This is a genomic window from Corynebacterium sp. (assembly GCF_030535495.1).
GTDB lineage: Bacteria > Actinomycetota > Actinomycetes > Mycobacteriales > Mycobacteriaceae > Corynebacterium.
Map to the genome: position 1 here is coordinate 1 of NZ_JAUNRW010000022.1, position 20,275 is coordinate 20,275.

The following is a 20,275-nucleotide window of genomic DNA, read 5'->3' on the forward strand; positions in this document are numbered from 1 at the left end:
CCACGGTGGCGTGGACGACGTTGATGGCGTTGTCGGAGCCGAGGGACTTCGACAGGATGTCCTGCACGCCGGCGCACTCGAGCACCGGGCGGGCAGCGCCACCGGCGATGACACCGGTACCCGGGGCAGCCGGGCGGAGCATGACGATGCCCGCTGCGGCCTCACCCTGGACCGGGTGGGTGATGGTGCCACCGACCATCGGGACGCGGAAGAAGTTCTTGCGAGCCTCTTCTGCACCCTTCTGGATAGCGGCGGGAACTTCCTTGGCCTTGCCGTAGCCGACGCCGACCATGCCCTGGCCGTCACCGACGATCACGAGGGCGGTGAAGCTGAAGCGACGACCACCCTTGACGACCTTGGAGACACGGTTGATGGTGACGACGCGCTCGATGTACTTGTCGCGCTCGTCCTGCTGCTGGTTGCGACGATCGTCGCGGTCGCGGCGGTTGCCGCCGCGGCCCTGGCGCTCGTTGCGCTCGTTGGAGTTGTCGGCGGAGCGTCCGCCGTCACGCCGTTCACGTCCCGGCATTACGCATTCCTTCCGTTGATGTTCTTGATGTCGATGGTCATTAGAACTTCAGACCACCTTCACGAGCGGCATCGGCGAGAGCGGCGATGCGGCCGTGGTACTTGTAACCCGCACGGTCGAAGACGACCTTCTCGATGCCGGCTGCCTTGGCGCGCTCTGCGATGAGAGCTCCGACCTTGGCACCCTTGGCCTTCTTGTCACCCTCGGCGGAGCGGATCTCCGGCTCCATGGAGGATGCGGCGACCAGGGTGTGGCCGGCCAGGTCGTCGATGACCTGGACGTGAAGGTGGCGGGAGGTGCGGTGCACGACCAGACGCGGCGCCTCAGCGGTGCCACGCAGGGTCTTGCGGATACGGAAGTGGCGACGTGCGCGGGCCTGACGACGGCGAGTGGAGATGTCCTTGCCGACCGGGGTGCGCTTGGTGTTCTCAGTGCTCATTGCTTACTTACCCGTCTTTCCGACCTTGCGGCGGACCTGCTCACCCTCGTAGCGGATGCCCTTACCCTTGTAGGGATCGTCCTTCCGCAGACGACGGATGTTGGCGGCGATCTGCCCGACCTGCTGCTTGTCAATACCCGAGATGGAGAACTTGGTGGTGCCATCAACCGCGAAGGTGATGCCCTCCGGAGCCTCGATCAGGATCGGGTGGGAGTAGCCGAGGGCGAACTCGAGGTTCTTGCCCTTGGGCTGGACACGGTAGCCGACGCCGAAGATCTCCATCTTGATGGTGTAGCCCTCGGTGACGCCGACAACAAGGTTGTTGACCAGCGAGCGGGACAGACCGTGGAGGGCGCGGCTCTGGCGGTTGTCGTCCGGACGGGAGACAACGATCTCGTTGTCCTCCACGGCGACGGTGATCGGGGCCGGGACGTCCAGGGACAGGGTGCCCTTCGGGCCCTTGACCTCGACGTTCTGGCCGTTCACCGTGGTGGTGACGCCGGACGGGATGGTGATCGGGTTCTTACCGATACGCGACATGTTTCAAATCCTCCCTGTTACCAGACGTAGGCGAGAACTTCTCCGCCCACGCCCTTCTCGGTAGCCTGGCGGTCGGTCAAAAGACCCTGGGACGTGGAGATGATCGCCACGCCCAGGCCTCCGAGGACCTGCGGCAGGTTGGTGGACTTGGCGTACACGCGCAGACCCGGCTTGGAGACGCGGCGGACACCAGCGATGGAGCGCTCGCGGGACGGGCCGTACTTCAGCTCGAGGTTCAGGGTCTTGCCGACCTTGGCGTCCTCGACGGTGTAGTTGGCGATGTAGCCCTCCTGCTTGAGGATCTCGGCGATGTTCGCCTTGATCTTCGAGGACGGCATCGACACGGTGTCGTGGTGCGCGTGGTTAGCGTTGCGCACGCGCGACAGCATGTCGGCAATGGGGTCAGTCATGGTCATGTGTTGTGACCGTTTACCTTTCTCGTTGGGGTTCCGCACCCACCGTGGGACGTGTACCGGGTGTTCCGTCGGGCCACTTGACGCTCCCGCAGGCTCAGTAACCTGGGGCGCTCGCTGCCGCTTTTCACCCGGTCGCCATGAAATGGCGGGGGGCCTACAACAAAGTTGGGATGTTCAGTTCTTGGGCGGTCCTGCGCCCTCCCTGACGGGGAGCACAAGTCCAGCGGTCAAGGCTACCTGCTTCCTGCCCGCACACCAAATCTCTTCCTAGACTGGTCGCATGCTGACAACCTCACTGGCCGCTGATCTCGCCGCCACCCGCACCACACGCGAGGACCTCTACCGGTGGTTCCACCAGAATCCCGAGCTCTCCAGTGTCGAGCACACCACATCCCGGCGCATTCTCGACGAGCTTATCGACGCCGGCGTCACCGCTTCCCCCGTCGGTTCCACCGGGGTGGTGGCCGTGCTGGACAACGGCCCCGGCGCGGTGGTCGCCGCCCGGGCCGACATCGACGCCCTGCCCGTCACGGAGGCCTCCGGCAAGGAGTATGCGGCCACGGGCGCGGTGTCCCACGCCTGCGGTCATGACGTACACATCTCCTCCCTGCTCGGCGCGGTGGATTACCTGCAGCGCCATCGCGACGCCTGGTCCGGCACCTTTGTCGCGGTCTTCCAGCCCGCGGAGGAGACCGCCTCCGGGGCCCGCCAGATGCTGGCCGACGGTCTGGCCGGGATGATCCCCCACCCGGATGTCTACCTGGGCCAGCACGTCCTGGGCTCGGTCCCCGGCGACCATGTCGGTACCACGGCCGGTCCCGTGCTGTCTGCCGGGGCGTCGGTGAAGGTGACGGTGCACGGGCGGGGGTCCCACGGCTCCATGCCGGAGAAGTCGGTGGATCCGGTGGTGCTGGCGGCGTCGATCGTCATGCGCCTGCAAACCATCGTGGCCCGCGAGATCGCCCCGCGGGAGACGGCCGTGGTGACGGTCGGGGCGCTGCAGGCGGGGAAGAAATCGAACGTCATCTCCGACCGGGCGGAGTTGCTCATCAACACCCGGGCGTATGACGCGGGCGTCGATAAGCATCTCAAGGAGGCGATCGAGCGCCTGGTGCGGGCGGAGTGCGCGGCGTCGGCGAGCCCGCGCGAGCCGGATTTTGAGTGGTACGACACCTACCCGCTGACCTCCAATGATCCCGCAAGTACTTCGCGAGTTCGCGCGGCCTTCGAGGGCTGGTTCGGTGAGAGGGTGGTGGACATGGAGCCGGTGTCGGCCTCGGAGGACTTCTCGGTCATCCCCGATGCCCTCGGGACTCCCTACTGCTACTGGGGGTTGGGCGGATTCGCCGATCAGGCCACCGCTCCCGGTAACCACAATCCCGCCTTCGCCCCGGACCTGCAGCCCACGCTGGACAACGGGGTCGCGGCGATCGTCGTGGCGGCGTCAGCCTGGCTGAATCACCCCGACCCCCCGGAATGATCCGGAGGGTCACGGTGTCAGGAGAATGCGGGGGTTAACCGGCGGCCAGTTCCTCGGGGGTCTTGTTCTGCAGCAGGAAGGGCACGAGGCCGGAGACCAGCAGCAGCGCGGCCAGGGCGATGAACGGAACGGTGTAGCCTCCGGTGGCCTCGGCCAGTGCGCCGATACCGGAGCCCTGGACGATGCCGCCGACGAAGGCGCCGATGTTGATGACGGCGAAGGCGGAGCCGATGATGCGGACCGGGATGGTCTGGTACGGCAGCAGCAGGATGACACCGAAGGCCCACATGATGGCCATGTTGGCCAGCCACAGGCAGAGGGCGGATCCCCAGAAGCCGGCGGCGCCACCGAGGAAGCTCGGGACCATGACCGTGCCGACGAGGAAGACGGCACCGAGGACGGACATGAGGAGCATGAACTGCTTCTCCTTGCCGGCGAAGTACTTCTTGATGACGTCCGCGGCGGTCCAGGTGGCGATGAGCAGGGTGATGCCGTAGCCGACCATGACGATCGTCAGTTCGGTGGCGGTGGGGGCGAAGGTCTCGACGTACATGATGTTGGCCCAGGTGAGCAGACCGACACCGACGAGGTTGTTGAGCAGCAGGGTCAGGGCGAGAACCAGGACGTTGCGGTTCTTCCAGCCGTCAGTGATCTTGACGTCCTTCTGCGGGGCGGCGGCAGCGGCGGCAGCGGCCTCCGGGGACTGCTTCGGACGGCCCGGGACGAGCGTGACGAACATGACCACACAGACCGCGAAGAGGGCGGCGAGGATCCAGTAGGCGGTGCGGAAGTCCTGGGAGATGATGAAGGGCTGGAAGATGAGGTAGACGAGGATGGTGCCGATACCGGCGGTGGCCACGACCTTGCCCTGCACGCCACCGCGCTGCTCCTGGCTGAAGTTCTTCGCGATGACCGGCGGGGTGCCGTTGGTGTAGCCGGCCTGTCCGAAACCGACGATCATGCGGGCGATGAGGATGAGCACAGCGTAGGCCGCGCCGCCGATGACTCCGGCGGCTCCGAAGAGCAGGTCACCTGCGACCAGCAGGGACAGGGCGATCGGGACGAAGAGCTTGTAACCGAACTTGTCGACGAACCAGCCCGCCACGAAGGTCATGACGATGAATGTCAGGTAGTAGAAGGACGTGAGGTTACCGATCTGGACCCGGTCGAGGGCGGGGAGGCCGAGGTTGGCCATGTACTCCGCGTCGGCGAGGTAGGGGCTGATCGCGCCGATCATGCCCTTGTCCAGGTTGGCGATGAGGCCGATGCTGAAGAGGGTGGCGAACACCTTCTTCTGGGTGGTGTCGAGTTTCATTGCAGTGTCTCCTGAAAAGTGATGTCTGGTGGTGTGCAGCGGTGGTTACTTCGCGAGGAAGTCAAGCGCGACCTGGACCTCGATCTGTGCGCCGATCTCCAGGCAGTTTTCGTTGATGTTGAACTTGGGGTGGTGGTTCATGTACGGCAGGCCGTCCTCCTCGGTGCCGGCCCCCAGGAAGAGGAAGCAGCCCGGGACCTTCTTGGCGAACCAGGAGAAGTCCTCGGAGGCGGAGGTTCCGGGACCCCAGTAGGCGTCGTCGCCGATGAGCTTCTGCCCGGCCGCGAAGGCGATGTCGCAGAGCTCGTCGTTGTTGATGACGACGGGGTAGGCATCGGCCCACTGGTACTCGGCGGAGGCACCGTGGGCGGCGCAGACGCCGTCGATGATCTCCTCGGCGCGGCGCGACATGACGGCGTAGTCGTCGTCGTTGTCGGAGCGGATGGACACACCGAGGGAGGCGGTGTCCGGGATGACGTTCGGCGCGTCACCGGAGAGGAAGCGGCCGACGTTGACGATGTTCATGTTGGCCGGGGCGACGGAACGCGCGGTGATGGTGTTGAGGGCGACGACGGACTGGGCGCCGACGAGCACCGGATCGATGCCGTTCTGCGGCATGGAACCGTGGGATCCCTGGCCCTGGATGGTGGCGAAGAAGCCGCCGGCGATGGTGGAGGCCGCGCCCTTGTGCACGGACAGGGTGCCCAGCTTCTGGTTCATGACGTGGATGCCGTAGATGCCGTCGACGTCGTCGACCACTCCGGCCTCGACCATCTCGATGGCTCCGCCGGGGTTCTTCTCCTCGGCGTGCTGGAAGATGAACTTGACGGTGCCGGCGAACTCCGCGCGCATGTCGGCGAGGGTCTTCGCGGCACCGAGGAGCATGGCCGTGTGGGCGTCGTGCCCGCAGGCGTGGGCGATGCCGTCCTTGACGGAGGAGAACTCCTCGCCGGTGTCCTCCTGCAGGGGGAGGGCATCCATGTCGGCGCGCAGGGCGACAACCTTGCCCTCCCCCTTCCCACCCCGGAGGATGCCGAGGACGGAGGTCTCGGTGGGGCGCTGCACCTCGATACCGAATTCCTCGAGCTTCGCGGCGACGAAGGCGGAGGTCTCGTGCTCCTGGAAGGAGAGCTCGGGGTTGCGGTGGAAGTGGCGGCGCCAGGCGATGATGTCGGCGGTGGGGACGGCGGGCGCGGTCTGGGCGGACATGGTGCGGTCCTTTCGGGGAGGTGGTGTGTTTCGCTTCTGCCGCCACTATAACGTTCTATTAGATCGTTTTAGTAGTCCGCAGGAGATAGTGGGATACACATCACACTTGCCTGCATCCTCGCTGCATGTATCGTTTTAGTAGAACGGTCCACTAAACTGTCCAGTAACCCCTGACCCGCACCGCGAAAGTGACCACCATGAAACGCTCCCGCCCCACCATGAAGGACGTCGCCCACCGCGCCGGAGTCTCCCCCGCCACCGTCTCCCTCGTGGTCCGCGGCAGCTCGCAGATCCCCACGGACACCGCGGAACGGGTCCGCACGGCCATGGAGGAGCTCGGCTACGTCTACAACCGCCTGGCCGGCAATCTCCGCGGCGGAACGACCCCCACCTTCGGGCTCCTGGTCACCAACCCCCGCAACCCCTACTTCGCCGAGGTCATCATGGCCGTGGAGCGCAGCCTCGCCGACACAGAGGAGATGGTGGTCACCGCCTTCAGCCTCGGCGGTGCCCGCCGTGAGCACACGATGGCCACGAAGTTGGCGGGTCAGGGCATCTCCGGCCTGGTGTTCATGCCGTCCAACGAGTACGACGACACGCAGCTCGACGGGCTGCGCCGCGCACTCGGCATCCCCGTCACCATGCTCATCCACTCCACCGCTCCGGGGCATGACAGCGTGCTCATCGACGACCACCGGGCCGGAGCACTCCTCGGTGCCCACCTCGCCGACATCGGGGTCCGGCGGGTCGCCTTTCTCGGTGGCCTCCCCGACCGCCGCAATGTCACCGCCCGCCTCGACGGACTCCGCGCGGCACTGCCCGCGGGCACCGTCACCCACATCCCCGACGAGGCGCTCAGTTACGAGTTCTCCACCGGCGGCCACCTCGCCGACCGGGCGCTGGCGCTTGACGACGGCCCGCCCGAGGCCATCGTCTGCTTCAACGACGCCTACGCCATCGGCGTCTACGCCTCCCTGCGGCGTGCCGGCCTGCGCCCCGGAGTGGACACCGCCGTCGCCGGATTCGACGACATCCCCCTCTCCCGCGAACTCGGAGTGCCCCTGACCACCGTTAACACCCAGCCCGGCGCCATGGGCCTGGCCGCTCTCGAGTCGCTGCGTCGCCGCATCGCCGAGCCGCAGAGCCCCCCACGCATCGAGGTCATGGCCCCCGAACTCGTCGTCCGCGAATCCACCACCACCTGGAGCCCGCAGTGACCCACGCTGCCGAGAATCTGGGCAAGTCCCTGCACTTCGCAGCGACGATGTCACGCCTCATGCTGGCCAACACCGCCGCCGCCTCCGAGGTGGTCCGCGCCATCATCGCGATCACCGAGCATGACGGCCTGCAGGGGGTGCGAGCGGACGTCACCTACAACCAGATCGTCATCACCTACCGCGACGTCTACGGCAAACCCCATGTGTGGATCGAGGCGATTCCGGGCCGCGACTTCAATTTCGGTTCCTACACCGAGCTCGCCCGGCTACTCGACGACTACCTCGTCGCCCGCACCCTCACCCTCGATGAGGCACTCGCCCGGGTCCACGCCCTGGAACACGCCACTCCCCGCTACGGCACCGGGGTCATCCGCCTCATCTGTGGTGTGGCCGGTGCCCTGGTGGCGGTCATCTTCGGGGCCGGTTGGCTGGCGGCCGGTGTGGCCTTCGTGGCGAACATCGTCGTCCACTGGGTGTTCACCATCCTCGGCGCCCGGCGCTGGCCGTCGTTTTTCCTGCAGATCATCTCCGGTTTCACCGCCGCACTGTCGGCGGCGGTGGTGGTGGCCGTCCACCCCACCGCCGACGGTTCCCAGGTCGTGGTCGCCGTCATCATGATCATGCTCGCCGGCATGACCTCCACCGGAGCGGTGCAGGATCTGCTCACCGGGTGGTATCTCACCGGCACCGGGCGCCTCATCGAGGCGTTCGTCAACACGATCGGACTCATCGTCGGAGTCCAGCTCGGCATGCGCATCCTCGCGCTGGCCGACATCCACCTCACCGTGGGCAGCGATGTCGATGTCGCCCCGCACCCGGTCTGGGTGATGCTTATCGCCGCCACCCTCACCGCCTGCTCCTTCTGTATCGTCGCCGGACTGCGCCTCCAGGCCATGCCCGCAGCCGCCGTGCTCACCTGCGGTACGTGGTTCAGCTTCTATCTGCTCAGCCAGTTCGGAGCGGATGCTGTGTGGGCCTCCGGCGTGGCCGCACTGTTCGCCGGGCTCGTCTCCCCCGTCCTCGGCGGGCTCATGCGCATCCCGGCCGCCAACCTGGCCAGCATCGCCATCATCCTCATGTTCCCCGGCCTGCTCCTCTACCGGGGCCTGCTGTCGTGGGGTACGGACATCAACGACGGTATCACTCTGCTGCTGCAGGCGCTGTCGACCGCCATGGCCCTGGCCATCGGAGTGATGTTCGGCCAGTACCTCACCTCCGAGGTCGCCGGATTCCTCACCCGGGCCCGTCGCCACCCCTCCACCTTTCTGCCCCACTTCCTGCGCCCATTCCGGGCCCGCCCCGAGAAAGAACTCATCCGGACATGTCCACCCCTGTGACAGGATCCCCCCGCCCCTACGTGCTCGTCGCCACCGGTGCGTTTCTGGTGATGGTCGCCAACGCCATCCCCCTGTCCATCCTCAGCATCTTCACCCCCTTCATCACCCGCGACCTGGGATTCGACACCGGTTCCTTCCAGATCTACTACAGCCTGCTGGCGGTGGCGACAGCGCTGGCGATGCCACTGTCCGGCCGCCTCATGACACCGCTCGGTGCCCGCCGGATCCTCCTTGTCGGCGGTGTGATCTCTACCGTCGGTCTGATCGGACTCTCCCTCTCGCGGGTGCTGTGGCACTTCTACCTCTCCGGGGCCCTCCTGGGATTCGGAGTCGGGTTGGGATGCATGTTCGTCCCCGTCGTCCTGGTCAACACCTGGTTCGTCGCCCGCCGCGGCCTGGCGATGGGTGTCGTTCTCGCCGGCACCGGCGTCGGTGGCGCGGTGATGAGTCTGCTCATCCCGCTCGTCATCGGCGCGGGCGCGGGATGGCGCACCGGATTCCTCGTACTCGCCGCCATCATGGGTATGTTCACCATCGCGCCCACGTTCCTGCTCATCCGGAACCAGCCCTCCGATGTGGGACTGCTCCCCTACGGCGGGCTGGCGCCACAACGGGAGACCCCCACCAGCGAACCCGGAATGACCTTCGGACAGGCGATGCGCAGCCCCTGGTTCCACCTCTTCTACCTCATGATCGTGCTGCTCGGGATCATCATCGCGGTCGTGCAGTCGTTGTCGGTGCATCTCGATCTCATCGGTCTGCCCGCCGCCATCGGCCCGCTCATGATGATCATCACCCTGGGGTTGGTGTTCTGGAAGATCATCCTCGGCGTCCTCGTCGATGTCCTCGGCCTGCGGTGGGCCATGCTCATCACCCTCGGGTTGTGCGCGGCCGCCTTCCTCGCCATGCCGGGCACCACGTCGATGTGGATCCTCGTGCTGTGCATGATCGGCATCTCCGCGGGTACCGCCAACGGCACAGTCATCCCCCCGCTGGCCGGGGCGGTGGCCTTCGGCGCCCGGGACTACCCGGCGATCTGGGGTGTCGGTGCCACCGCATTCTCGGTGGGCACCGCCGCCGGTACTCCGCTGTGGGGCTGGGCCCAGGATCTCACGGGGGATTTCACCCTCGCCTTCCGCCTGCTGCCCCTGCTCATCGTGATCACCATCGCCGGATTGTTCCTGGCGATGAACCGCGGCCGGGCCGCCTATGCCGAGGTCTTGTTGAGCCAGGCGTAGACCCCGCCGATGAGCAGGCCGCCGCCGATGAGGTTGCCCACCCAGACAACAGTCCAGTTGAGCGCCACCCCGCCCGCGCTCAGCACCTCGGGCAGGGAGAACAGCGCGAGGCTGAACAGGGAGAAGTTGGCGATGACGTGCTCCAGGCCCAACCCGACGAAGATCGCGATGATGGGCACGATGGTGAAGAACTTCGCGGTGATGTCCGGTGTCCGCAGCGCCGCCAGCACCCCCATGTTCACCACGAAATTGGCCAGCACCGCCTCCACCAGTGCCTGGCCCGGCCCCTTGTCCAGCTTGCCCGAGCTGAGCATCCCCAGCAGGTGATCCGGGGTCAGGCCCGTGAACTTCGCCGCCTGCCCGAGTGCCACACCCACCAGCAGGGCCCCGACGAGGTTGCACACGGTGCACACCACCAGCAGCCAGACAGCCTTTGGGACCGTCACCAGGCGGGAGACCACCCCGTAGGACATCGACATCATGTTGCCGGTGGCCAGCTCCGAATCCAGGACGACGATGGAGAACAGGCCCAGCCCGAACAGCAGCGCGAAGACGACGGCTCCCAGGCCGGGGGCCAGCGCCTCCACGGCCGCGCCCGCCACCACTGCGAACGCGGTGCCCAGTGTCAGGTAGGCGCCGGCGAGGACGGAGCGGACGGCGAAGCGGGGCAGGTCGGCGTCGAAAAGCGCGACCTTGGCGGTGATCGCGGCGCTCGCGCTGGCATGGATGGGTTGCATACCTGACATTGAACCAGCCCCGCCCGGCACAGACGACGAACGCCCCCTTCCCCGGAGGGAAGAGGGCGTCGAGAAGAAGTGGTTACTTCTTGAACGGGAAGCCGAGCTCGCGGAGCAGAGCACGACCCTCGTCGTTGTTGGTCGCGGAGGTGACCACGGTGATGTCCATACCACGCGGACGGTCAACCTTGTCGACGTCGATCTCGTAGAACATGGTCTGCTCAGTGAGGCCGAAGGTGTAGTTGCCGTGGCCGTCGAACTGCTGGTCCGACAGGCCGCGGAAGTCACGGATACGCGGGAGGGCGACGGTCAGCAGACGGTCGAGGAACTCCCACATGCGGTCGCCACGCAGGGTGACGCGGGCGCCGATCGGCATGCCCTCACGCAGCTTGAAGTTGGCGATGGAGGTCTTGGCGCGACGCAGCTGCGGCTTCTGGCCGGTGATCAGCGTGAGGTCCTCGAGGGCACCGTTGATCAGCTTGGAGTCGCGGGCAGCCTCGCCGACGCCCATGTTGACGACGACCTTCTCGACGCCGGGGATCTGCATGATGTTCTCGTAGGAGAACTCCTCACCGAGCTTGGTGCGGATCTCCTCGCGGTAGCGGGTCTTCAGACGGGGGGTGTAGTTCTCGCTCATGCCTAGATGTCCTTCCCGTTACGACGCGAGACACGGACCTTCTTGCCGTTCTCGTCGAGGCGGTAGCCGACGCGGGTCGGGGTGCCGTCGGAATCGAGGACCATCACGTTGGAGACGTGGATCGGAGCCTCCTGGGTCACGATGCCGCCGGACTGAGCGCCGCGCTCCTGAGCGGAGTTGGCGACGTGCTTCTTGATGCGGTTGACGCCCTCGACGAGGACCTTGTCGGTCTTCGGGAAAGCCTGGATGACCTTGCCCTTGGCGCCCTTATCGGGGCCAGAGATGACGAGGACCATATCGCCCTTGTGGATCTTCAACTAGATCACCTCCGGAGCCAGGGACACGATCTTCATGAACTTCTTGTCGCGCAGCTCGCGGGCGACAGGGCCGAAGATACGGGTACCACGGGGCTCGTTGTCGGGCTTGATGATGACGGCAGCGTTCTCATCAAAGCGGATGTAGGAGCCGTCGGTACGACGGGTCTCCTTCTTGGCGCGGACGATGACGGCCTTGACGACTTCGCCGGCCTTCACGTTGCCACCCGGGGTGGCCTCCTTGACAGTGGCGACGATAACGTCACCAATGCCAGCAAAGCGTCGTCCGGAGCCGCCGAGCACGCGGATGCACAGAATTTCCCGTGCACCGGTGTTGTCGGCGACCTTGAGACGCGATTCCTGCTGGATCACGATGGGTCTCCTTGACCTGGATTGATGTGCGTCAGATTTCCGGCCTGTACGCACCTGGTCTATGTACTGCTGCTGTCCTCGCTTATCGACGAACGCCGCGCGGGCGTCGAAGGGTCTCGGCGTCGCGCCCGGAAAATGCACGCGTCACCGACCAGCTCGGTCAACCTCGACATTCAACCATATCGGCTGGTGGGAATCCAAATCACCGACGGCCGTTGATCTGCACCTCCGGACCGGGCCACCGCTCTTCGACCCGCTCCCGGAGTTCCGCTGTCTCTGCGTGGCCGGGTTCTCCTCCCGCGACGGGGGAAACCTGCAGCAGCAGTGGCCCGGCGGCGTCTGCCGCGCCGCGATCGCCGCGGGGTGGGTTGGTGTGCACACCGGAGATCAGGAGCCCGTCCGGGATGTCAGCGACGATATCTGCCAGGGCCTCCTGCTGCTCCATCCGTCCTGTGCCGGGGTCATGCAGGGACATGACGGCACCGCAGGGGCGGCGGGTGATCCGCAGTGACGGGTCCGCCGGGGGTGACCACCCGGTGTGCTGGCCCAGCTCGCGCAGGGCGTGGAAGGAGACATCCAGGTCCGCGAGCAGCGTCTGCCGGTTGCGGTCGACGGTGCATTCACGTTCCCGCGGGCGTTCATCGTCAATGACCACGGAGGGTGTGGAATCCAGCGTGATCACAAGACGTGATCCCTCCGGCAGCGGTGCGCCGAGCACCACTTCGACCTCGTCCCAGGCCCGGGGATCTGCCCCGGTGACGGTGACCGGCCGGTCAGCGATCTGCCCGGTGATCTCCAGGCGCACCGGCGCCTCGGGCAGCTCCCTCGCGCGCACCTCCTCCAGCAGCGCCCGGATATCGGACGCCTCCGCTGCACCGACGGTGGCGTGCAGATGGACCTCGACCTCCTGCTTGCGTCGGTGTGGCCCACCGTCCACCGTCCAGTCGACGCCCGGATATCCGGCGGCGAACTCTTGCATCGACCGCACCATGTCGCCGCCGGCGTCCATGGTGGCCTGGGTATCGGCGGTGGGCGGGCGGTCGTACTCCTCGATCTCCCTGCCCAGGCCCGCCAGTTGCCAGCCCGCGACTGCCACCACCAGCACCAGGGGAAGTACCACGGCAGCGAGGAGGCCGAGGACAACGAGTGAGATCCGCCGCGTCATGTCCCCAGACTGTCAGAGGCGGTCCAACATCGCACTATTCCCGAGCACCGTCTGACAGAATGAGTGGTGTGACTGAGACAACTCTCGACTCCGTGGTCGCGCTGCGTGATGCCGTCGCCGCCACCGAGTTCTCCACCAATCCGGAGGCCGCCGCAGAGGCCCGGGCCATCGCCGACCAGATCGACGATTACATCCTGCCCCGTCTGGCCAACATCGACGCCCCGCTGTTGGCCGTCGTCGGCGGCTCCACCGGCTCCGGCAAGTCGACGCTGGTCAACGCGATCGTCGGCAGGCAGGTCTCCACCTCCGGTGTCATCCGCCCGACCACACGCCAGCCGGTCCTGGTCAGCCATCCGAATGACGCCGCGTGGTTCCACTCCACGCACGTCCTGCCCGGCCTGGCCCGGGAACAGGGCGAGCCCGGCGCGAATCCCTCCGCGACCTCGCTGCGCCTGGTGTCCACCGAGTCGATCAGCCCCGGGCTGGCGCTTCTCGACGCCCCCGACTTCGACTCCATCGACGACCGCAATCGCGCCCTGGCCTCCCAGCTGCTCGCGGCGGCCGACCTGTGGGTGTTCGTCACCACGCCCTCCCGCTATGCGGATCAGCTGGTGTGGAACTTCCTGCACGACGCCGCCGGCCGCGACATCGAGGTCATCGTCGTGCTCAACCGCGTCGACGAGGACGCGCTGGCCACCGTGCCGGAGGATCTGCGCCGGATGATGGCGGAGGCCGGCCTCGGCGAGGCCACCATGTTCACCGTGCCCGACGCGGGCCAGGTGGAGACGCTGTTGCCGGAAGGGCTCGTCGATACGCTGCGTGAGCACCTCGACCACCTGGCGGAGGACGCCGCGGCGCGTCGCACCATGGCCGCGCGGACGGTGCTCGGCGCGCTCGGCAGCGTCAACGGCCGCGTGGAGGCCCTGGCAGCGACGAAGCAGCGGCAGGAGGAGTTCGCCGGGCTGCTCGGCGATGCCCTCGACGAGACCTACGACTCCGCCCGCCGGCACGTCATCGACGCCACCTCCGACGGCAATCTGCTCCGCCAGGAGGTGCTGCAGCGGTGGCAGGACTTCGTGGGCACCTCGGATGCGTTCCGCACCATCGAGCGGTGGTACTCCGCCGCCCTCGACGCCATCGGTTCCTTCTTCTCCGGTCGCCCCGCCCCGGTGCGCGAGGTGGAGACGGAGATCGAGGCCGGCCTGCACGCCGTCATCGTCGATGCGGCCGAGACCGCAGCCACCCGCAGCTGGTCACACCTGGGATCGGTGGCCCCGCAGCTGCGCGCCGCCGCGCACCCGGCCCTCGCGCACGCGAGCCCCGGTATCGACGACAAGGCCGCCCAACTGGTCCGTGACTGGCAGGCCAGCCTCGTGGAGACGATTCAGTCCACGGCCGGTGACAAGCGCATGAAGGCGCGCATCATGTCGTTGGGGCTCAACGTCGCCACGGTCGCCCTCATGCTCGTCGTCTTCGCCTCCACCGCGGGACTGACCGGTGGCGAACTCGCCATCGCCGGCGGTTCGGCCGTGGTGGGGCAGAAACTCCTGGAGACGATCTTCGGTGAGGAGGCGGTGCGGCGCATGGCCACCCGCGCCCGCGAGGACCTCGACGAGCGGACCACCGCGCTGCTCGACGGGGAACGCGCCCGCTACTGGGACATCACCGACGAACTGACCTCCGGCACCTCGGCCACCGCACTGGTGGCCGCCGCCGAGACCGCCGAGCGTGATGTCCGCACCCAGACAGGAGGGCTGTAAGGCATGTTCCGGAAGAAGCGCAGCATCACCGAGCGCCTGGACGCGCTCCAGGAGGCCGTCGCCCTCGGCGAGGGCCTGCTCTCCCCCGCCGAACACGCCGACCTGGCCCGGGTGGCCGAGGCCGCCTCCGAGCGCCGCGCCCTGTCGGGTGAGCACACGGTCGTCGGATTCTTCGGTGCCACCGGCTCCGGCAAGACCTCCCTGTTCAACGCCGTGGTCGGCGAGGACCTGGGTAAGACCGCCGCCCGCCGCCCCACCACCTCCTCCCCCCTGGCCGCCGTGTGGGATCCGCAGGGCTCGGAGGAACTCCTCGACTGGCTCCAGGTGGAGGACCGCCGTAACCGCTCCGGCGAGTTCGCCCCCGGTTCCGGGCCGGTCATCCTGCTCGATCTGCCCGACTTCGACTCGGTGGAGCCGGTGCACCGGGAGATCGCCACCCGCCTGGCCGGCCAGGTCGACGTACTCGTGTGGGTCACCGACCCGGAGAAGTACGCCGACTCGATCATCCACGACCATTTCATCCGCCCCCATGCCTCCCACAGCTCGGTCACGCTCGCGGTGCTCAACAAGTCCGACCGCCTCGCCGGCGATGATGCTCAGCGCGTGTCCTCGTCCCTCGAGCAGTTGCTTGTCGACGACGGCCTGAAGAAGGTCAAGGTCATCCGCACCTCCGCCCGCACGGGCGCGGGTGTCGACGACCTGCGGACGGCCATCGCGAAGGTCGCCTCCGCGCACTCGGCCCAGCAGTCGCGCATCGAGGCGGACCTGGAGACGGTCACCGCGCCGTTCGTGACGAAGCAGAAGCTCTCGGATGTCACCGCCATGGACAAGCGGCGTCTCGACGACCACCTCGCCGAAGCCGCCGGTGCCGAACGCCTCGCCGCCATCACCGCCGCCGCCTACCGCAAACGGCTGGGGCAGAAGACCGGCTGGCTGCTCACCTCCTGGCTGCTGCGCCTGCGCGCCGATCCACTCAAACGCCTGGGACTGCGCGAAGAGGCCGATGAGCTCGGCGTGCACCGTTCGTCCATCCCGCAGCTCGACGCCTCCGGCAAGGCCGTGGCCAACCGGGGGGTGCGTGGTTATGCCGAGGCGGTGGCCGCCGGCCTCCCGGATCGGTGGGCGAGTTCGGTGGTGGATGAGACGGAACGCATCGTCGATACGCTCCCCGAGGAACTCGACCGCGCGGCGGCACGCACCCGACTGCCCGCCCAACCGTCGAAGGCGTGGGGGCTGTTCACCATCATCCAGTGGCTGGCTCTCGTCGCCGCCCTGGTGGGGATCGGCTGGTACCTGCTCGCCGCGTTCCTGCCCGGTGTGCTCTACCCCTTCATGGACAACATCATCCCCGAGATCGAGGGCTGGCCCATCCCGACGCTGCTCATCGTCGGCGGTCTGCTGCTGGGCATCGTGCTGGGTATGTTCACCGGCGTGTTCGGCCTGGCGATCGGCTCCAGCGTCAAACACCGCACGCGGCGTGCCCTGCGGCGTGAGGTCGGGTCCATCTCCCAGGCCAAGGTCGTCGAACCACTGCTGGCGGTCCGCGCCCGCTACCTGGAGTTTCTCGATTCCATCCGGCGGGCGGCGGGACGCTAGCCTGCGGGCGGGTCCCCCCGCCGCTACTCGTAGCGCAACGCCTCGATGGGATCGAGCTTGGCGGCCTTGTTCGCCGGGTAGTAACCGAAGAACAGGCCGATGCCGAGGGCGAACAGGAGCGAGACGACCACTGCTCCCACCGGTGGCAGAACGAACTGCCCCAGCAGCTGCGCCCCGAGCATGCCCAGCCCGCCACCGAGCAGCACACCGATGAGCCCGCCGATGAGGCAGACGATCATCGCCTCGACGACGAACTGCATGCGGATCGCCCGCCGCGTGGCACCCAGGGCCTTGCGGACACCGATCTCGCGGGTGCGCTCGGTGACCGTGATGAGCATGATGTTCATGACTCCGATACCACCGACCAGCAGGGAGATACCGCCGATGGCGGAGATGGCCACACTCATCATCGCCATCGTCTGGTTGAGCTGCTCCACCTCCTTCTTGGTGTCCAGGACCTTGGCGGTGTAGTCCGGGTCATCGGCGTATCGGCGCTCAGCCCACGACTGGACATCCTGCGAGAGCTGGGCGGAATCTGCTCCGGGACCCACCCGCAACCGGACCTGGTCGAAAGCCTCGGTCGGCTTCGTCGAGACGCGGTTCTGCGTGGTGTACGGGGCGTAGAGGAGGGCCTCGTCCGTGGACCCCACGAGAACGGACGTCTTCTCGGATTTCCCGTAGGTGCCCACCACCTGGAACGTCGCATACTGCCCGTCGACCTCGACGTCGATGTCCTGGCCCAGCGCGGATGCCGGATCACCGTTGAAGAAGGTCTCCACGAGCTCAGGGGAGATCACCGCCACCGCCCGGTCACCGGTGACGTCATCCGCGTTGAGCAGACGCCCCGCCGTGAGCGAGTGCTTCTGCATCGCGAGATGGTCGCCGTTGACAAAGCTCATCCTGGCGGAACCCGTGGACAGTCCCCGGGTGAGGGTGGCGGTGGAGCTGCCGGCCTCGATCGCCACACCTTCGGCACGGTCGGCGAAATGCATGCGCAGCTCGTCGACCATGTCCGGGGTGAGCTTGGAGGACGGCTCGACCGGCTCGGTGTTGAACATCGGGTCGGTGCCGCCGGCCTGGTCGCGGGACTGGACCTGCAGCGTGATGTCATTGACGCCGAACTGCTCCAGGCTGGACATCGTCTGCGCCTGCATCGCCTTGCCCAGGGTCATGATCGCGATGACTGAGCCGATACCGATGATGACTCCCAGGAGGGTGAGCATGGATCGCATCTTGTTGGTGCGCAGGCTGCCCAGGGCCAGGGAGACGGATTCCTGCAGATTCATGCGATGAGTCCGTCCTTCATGGTGATGATGCGCCCGGTTTCGCCGGCCAGCTCCGGGTTGTGGGTGATGAACAGGATGGTCATCCCGTGATCCCGGTGCAGGTCATGGAACAGGTCCATGACCAGGCGGCCGGTGGCGGAGTCCAGGGCACCGGTGGGTTCGTCGGCCAGCAGCAGATCCGGGGAGTTCGCCAGTGAACGGGCGATGGCCACGCGCTGTTTCTGACCACCGGAGAGTTCATTGGGCAGATGCCCGGTGCGGTCCCCCATACCGACGAGATCAAGCAGCTCGCGGGCACGCTCCGCCCGCTCGCGCGGGGGAACACCCGCGTACATCATGGGCATCTCGACGTTCTTCGCGGCGTCGATACGCCCGATGAGGTTGAAGTTCTGGAACACGAAGCCGATTTTGCGACTGCGCAGCTGCGCGAGGTCGTCATCGGCGACGGCGAGTACGTCCGTCCCCCCGAGGTGGTAGGTCCCGGAGGTCGGCTGATCGAGCAGGCCGATGATGTTCATCAGCGTCGATTTGCCCGAACCGGAGGCGCCGATGACGGAGACGAACTCGCCTTCCTGCACGTCGACATCGCATCCGTGCAGGATGGTGATCTCCGCCGGCGTGCCTTCGTTGAAGCGTTTGACGATGCCGCGCATCTCGATGAGCGCACTCACCCGACCTTCACCTGCTGCCCCACGGAATCGCGGTGGTTGGCGGCCTGATTGAGCACCTTATCGCCGGCCTTGACGCCGGTCACGGTGGCCTCGAAGTCCGTGAGGATACCCACTGTCACCGGTACCTTGGTCACCTCATGGTGGCCTCCGGAGGGGCGCAGGACCAGGACGGAGTACTTCCCGTTGTCGTCGACGAGTGCCTCGCGGGGCACCGCCAGGGCCTTGTCCGCCTTCTCTGCGATGATCTGGGCCTTGGCGCTGCCTCCGATACGCAGCTCCTTGATGTCCCCGGTCACCTCCACCTCGACGGGAAACTCCGGGCGCGGGGTCTGCGCGGAGGCCTCGGCGGGGGCGCTCTCCGCCACCGGCGACACGCTGATCACCCGTCCCCGGAACTCCCGGGAGCCGGTCGACGGGGTGGTGAAGGAGACCTCGTTACCCACCTTCAGCTTCCCCGCCTCGAGTTCCTTGACCTTGGCCTTGAGGACGAGGCGATCGGGATCGGCGACGGTCACCAGCGGTCCGGCCGCCGGGGTTCCCTCCTTGGCGCCGACGGCGGTGACCACCCCGGCCATGGGCGCCCGCGCCTCCCGCGCGGCGATGTCCACCTGCAGGCGGCTGACCTGCTGGCCGGCTGCAGACTGCGCGGCCGCCATGCCGCGCCGCGCCTGCTCCACCGCCGTGGCGTTCGTGTCCAGCTGCTGGCGGGCAGCCAGCTGCGCCACCTCCAGAGCCACGGCCGCCTCCGTCTTGGCGGCGAAGGCCTGGGCCACGGCACGCTGCTGGGTGGCCAGCTCCTGGTCGATGCGGCGCAGGGTGATCTCGTAGTTCTCCTGCGCCGTGGTGAGATTGCGGTTGGCGCCGGCGTAGCGGTGATCCGACTCCAGTTCACCGAGGAGCGGGGTGATGGTCTCCGCCTCGGGGCTCAGCGCCGCATTGACGGTCGCCATTCCCGCCCGCGCCGCTTCGAGGGCGGCGGTGAACACGTCCCGGCGGGCGGTCTCGACAGCCGCCGCCTGGGTGTGCAGCTCCGGCTCGGCCCCCTGGTCCACGTTCGCCCGCTTATCGGCGAACACCTGCTCCGCCTCCGTGAGTTGCCCGTCTGCCTGCCGTAGTCCGGACTGCGCGGCGGTGATCTGCGGGTGGAGACCTTGCTCCACGGATTCCTGCAGCTGCTGGTACTGCTGCTGCGCGTTCTCCACGGCGCTGAGATTGGAGGCGTCCGCGGTGATCTGCTGGGCCAGCTGGGAGTCGATCTCCTTCTGCACGGCCGAGACATCGATCTCGGCGAGAATCTGGCCTTCCTGGACGCGGTCGCCGACGCGGACGTGCACCGTCTCCACCGGCCCGCTGAGCGGGGTGGACAACGCGACGGAATGCCGGGACTCGATCGTGCCGGTCACCGGTACCTTCGACACGACCTCCTTGGGCGCGAGCTCGGTGTACTCGTTCGCGGCGACACTGCGTTCCGGCCCGGAGCGCAGCAGGGCCCAGGCAACTCCGGCGACGAGGAGACTTAGCACAACCGCCAGAGAGATGATCACCCGGCGGTCCGACAGAAGAGTAGAAGGATTCACAGGAATGACCATAGGCCCCTATGAGAGAAAAAGCCTCAGGGTATCCCCGGATATTCCACCCCCTATTTCCCCCGGTGGTCGTGCGCAGCGAAAAGCCCCCCGGTCTCCCGATGTGTTCGGGAAAGCGGAGGGCTTCTCAGGGGAAGGAAGGCTTACTTGGCCTTCTCGACGATCTCGATGAGACGGAAGTGCTTGTCCTTGGACAGCGGACGGGTCTCCTGGATGCGGACGCGGTCGCCGATGCCGGCAACTTCGTCCTCGTCGTGCGCCTTCACCTTGGAGTTGGTGCGCAGGATCTTGCCGTAGAGGGCGTGCTGCTTGCGATCCTCCAGCTCGACGACGATGGTCTTCTGCATCTTGTCAGAAACCACGTAGCCGGTGCGGATCTTGCGAGCGCCCTTCTCCTTCTTGTTCTCGTTCACGTTTGCCTCACTCATGAT

General features: G+C 67.0%; 21 protein-coding genes. 6 read left to right on the forward strand and 15 right to left on the reverse strand.

Features of this window, described 5'->3' with window-relative positions:
• The 4 genes from rpsE to rpsH all read right to left on the reverse strand — a co-directional run.
• On the reverse strand, positions 1-529 hold a 529-nt coding region (gene rpsE, locus Q4F73_RS04590; protein ID WP_303358179.1), incomplete at its 3' end, for a 30S ribosomal protein S5.
• Between the two features lie 40 nt (positions 530-569).
• On the reverse strand, positions 570-968 hold the full coding sequence (rplR, locus tag Q4F73_RS04595; protein WP_303358180.1) for a 50S ribosomal protein L18: 399 nt from the start codon (positions 966-968) through the stop codon (positions 570-572).
• A gap of 3 nt (positions 969-971) precedes the next feature.
• Positions 972-1,508 (reverse strand): 50S ribosomal protein L6, encoded by a 537-nt coding sequence (rplF, locus tag Q4F73_RS04600; protein ID WP_303358181.1) that lies wholly within the window; start codon positions 1,506-1,508, stop codon positions 972-974.
• Between the two features lie 17 nt (positions 1,509-1,525).
• The gene (gene rpsH, locus Q4F73_RS04605; protein ID WP_085549432.1) at positions 1,526-1,924 is read right to left on the reverse strand and encodes a 30S ribosomal protein S8; all 399 of its coding nucleotides are present in this window, start codon (positions 1,922-1,924) and stop codon (positions 1,526-1,528) included.
• A gap of 280 nt (positions 1,925-2,204) precedes the next feature.
• Between rpsH and Q4F73_RS04610 the strand changes: the two genes are divergently transcribed.
• The gene (locus Q4F73_RS04610) at positions 2,205-3,404 is read left to right on the forward strand and encodes an amidohydrolase (RefSeq protein ID WP_303358182.1); all 1,200 of its coding nucleotides are present in this window, start codon (positions 2,205-2,207) and stop codon (positions 3,402-3,404) included.
• Between the two features lie 34 nt (positions 3,405-3,438).
• Here Q4F73_RS04610 and Q4F73_RS04615 read toward each other — a convergent pair whose 3' ends face one another.
• Complete coding sequence (locus tag Q4F73_RS04615) at positions 3,439-4,719, reverse strand: MFS transporter (RefSeq protein WP_303358183.1); 1,281 nt, start codon at positions 4,717-4,719, stop codon at positions 3,439-3,441.
• Between the two features lie 45 nt (positions 4,720-4,764).
• Positions 4,765-5,928: a M20 family metallopeptidase gene (locus tag Q4F73_RS04620; RefSeq protein WP_303358184.1), complete on the reverse strand. Its 1,164-nt coding sequence runs from the start codon at positions 5,926-5,928 to the stop codon at positions 4,765-4,767.
• A 197-nt stretch (positions 5,929-6,125) separates the two neighbouring features.
• Between Q4F73_RS04620 and Q4F73_RS04625 the strand changes: the two genes are divergently transcribed.
• From Q4F73_RS04625 to Q4F73_RS04635, 3 genes are read left to right on the forward strand one after another with little or no spacing between them, the layout of a single operon-like run.
• Positions 6,126-7,145 (forward strand): LacI family DNA-binding transcriptional regulator, encoded by a 1,020-nt coding sequence (locus Q4F73_RS04625; protein WP_303358185.1) that lies wholly within the window; start codon positions 6,126-6,128, stop codon positions 7,143-7,145.
• Positions 7,142-8,482 (forward strand): threonine/serine exporter ThrE family protein, encoded by a 1,341-nt coding sequence (locus Q4F73_RS04630; protein ID WP_303358186.1) that lies wholly within the window; start codon positions 7,142-7,144, stop codon positions 8,480-8,482. The genes Q4F73_RS04625 and Q4F73_RS04630 overlap by 4 nt, the downstream gene beginning before the upstream one ends.
• Positions 8,467-9,720 carry an MFS transporter gene (locus tag Q4F73_RS04635; protein ID WP_303358187.1) on the forward strand — a complete coding sequence of 418 codons (1,254 nt, stop codon included), beginning with the start codon at positions 8,467-8,469 and terminating at the stop codon, positions 9,718-9,720. The genes Q4F73_RS04630 and Q4F73_RS04635 overlap by 16 nt, the downstream gene beginning before the upstream one ends.
• On the opposite strand, the gene Q4F73_RS04640 is transcribed toward Q4F73_RS04635, so the two are convergent.
• The 5 genes from Q4F73_RS04640 to Q4F73_RS04660 form a co-directional block, all read right to left on the reverse strand.
• Complete coding sequence (locus tag Q4F73_RS04640) at positions 9,690-10,457, reverse strand: formate/nitrite transporter family protein (RefSeq protein ID WP_303358188.1); 768 nt, start codon at positions 10,455-10,457, stop codon at positions 9,690-9,692. The two genes, Q4F73_RS04635 and Q4F73_RS04640, sit on opposite strands and share 31 nt — an antisense overlap.
• Before the next feature lie 82 nt (positions 10,458-10,539).
• Positions 10,540-11,094 carry a 50S ribosomal protein L5 gene (gene rplE, locus Q4F73_RS04645; protein WP_303358189.1) on the reverse strand — a complete coding sequence of 185 codons (555 nt, stop codon included), beginning with the start codon at positions 11,092-11,094 and terminating at the stop codon, positions 10,540-10,542.
• A 2-nt stretch (positions 11,095-11,096) separates the two neighbouring features.
• Positions 11,097-11,411, reverse strand: coding sequence for a 50S ribosomal protein L24 (rplX, locus tag Q4F73_RS04650; protein WP_303358190.1), 315 nt, complete (start codon positions 11,409-11,411; stop codon positions 11,097-11,099).
• Positions 11,412-11,780, reverse strand: a complete 369-nt coding sequence (rplN, locus tag Q4F73_RS04655) for a 50S ribosomal protein L14 (RefSeq protein WP_303358191.1) — start codon at positions 11,778-11,780, stop codon at positions 11,412-11,414.
• Positions 11,781-11,982: 202 nt separating this feature from the next.
• Positions 11,983-12,945 carry a hypothetical protein gene (locus Q4F73_RS04660; RefSeq protein ID WP_303358192.1) on the reverse strand — a complete coding sequence of 321 codons (963 nt, stop codon included), beginning with the start codon at positions 12,943-12,945 and terminating at the stop codon, positions 11,983-11,985.
• Positions 12,946-13,013: 68 nt separating this feature from the next.
• Between Q4F73_RS04660 and Q4F73_RS04665 the strand changes: the two genes are divergently transcribed.
• A complete protein-coding gene (locus Q4F73_RS04665) occupies positions 13,014-14,705 on the forward strand; it encodes a dynamin family protein (RefSeq protein ID WP_303358193.1) in 1,692 nt (563 codons plus the stop codon).
• Positions 14,706-14,708: 3 nt separating this feature from the next.
• On the forward strand, positions 14,709-16,301 hold the full coding sequence (locus tag Q4F73_RS04670) for a GTPase family protein (protein WP_303358194.1): 1,593 nt from the start codon (positions 14,709-14,711) through the stop codon (positions 16,299-16,301).
• A 23-nt stretch (positions 16,302-16,324) separates the two neighbouring features.
• Here the strand turns inward: Q4F73_RS04670 and Q4F73_RS04675 are convergent, their stop codons facing one another.
• The 4 genes from Q4F73_RS04675 to rpsQ all read right to left on the reverse strand — a co-directional run bounded on the left by Q4F73_RS04675 (position 16,325) and on the right by rpsQ (position 20,272).
• On the reverse strand, positions 16,325-17,587 hold the full coding sequence (locus tag Q4F73_RS04675; protein ID WP_303358195.1) for an ABC transporter permease: 1,263 nt from the start codon (positions 17,585-17,587) through the stop codon (positions 16,325-16,327).
• Positions 17,584-18,240 (reverse strand): ABC transporter ATP-binding protein, encoded by a 657-nt coding sequence (locus tag Q4F73_RS04680; RefSeq protein WP_303358208.1) that lies wholly within the window; start codon positions 18,238-18,240, stop codon positions 17,584-17,586. Before Q4F73_RS04680 ends, Q4F73_RS04675 begins: the two co-directional genes overlap by 4 nt.
• Positions 18,241-18,254: 14 nt before the next feature.
• A complete protein-coding gene (locus Q4F73_RS04685; RefSeq protein WP_303358196.1) occupies positions 18,255-19,835 on the reverse strand; it encodes an efflux RND transporter periplasmic adaptor subunit in 1,581 nt (526 codons plus the stop codon).
• 152 nt (positions 19,836-19,987) lie between these two features.
• Positions 19,988-20,272: a 30S ribosomal protein S17 gene (gene rpsQ, locus Q4F73_RS04690; protein ID WP_303358197.1), complete on the reverse strand. Its 285-nt coding sequence runs from the start codon at positions 20,270-20,272 to the stop codon at positions 19,988-19,990.
• Positions 20,273-20,275: the final 3 nt, after the last annotated feature.